Annotated in this window: 1 pseudogene; it reads right to left on the reverse strand. The window is 53.4% G+C overall.

Going from position 1 to position 309, the window contains the following annotated elements:
- A pseudogene (locus ACYP03_RS25370) lies at nt 1-309 on the reverse strand (CbbBc protein); the annotation flags it as partial.

Below are 309 nucleotides of genomic sequence, written 5' to 3' on the forward strand. Positions count from 1 at the left end.
CGTGATCAAAAATGGAGCCTTTGCCCTGTTCAATCGAGCTTTGATCCAAGGCGATCAGTGCCTTAACCATGCCGCGAATCCCCGCCATGTCACCACCCAGTTTGGGCGTAAAGTAATGGCTGCTGATTGTTGTCGCCCCGCCGGTCAGCATTTCTGCCGGAGACTGTGGGTTGGTAAAGCGCTCTAAGCCGCGCTCTTTCAGGGTATTGAAAGTGACGATAGCAGCACCGCGTCTGGAGGCTTTTCGCAATGTATCCAACATGCGGGGGTGATTGGTGCCCGGGTTTTGTCCGAACACAAAAATAGCAT

This window comes from Photobacterium sp. R1 (assembly GCF_054600795.1).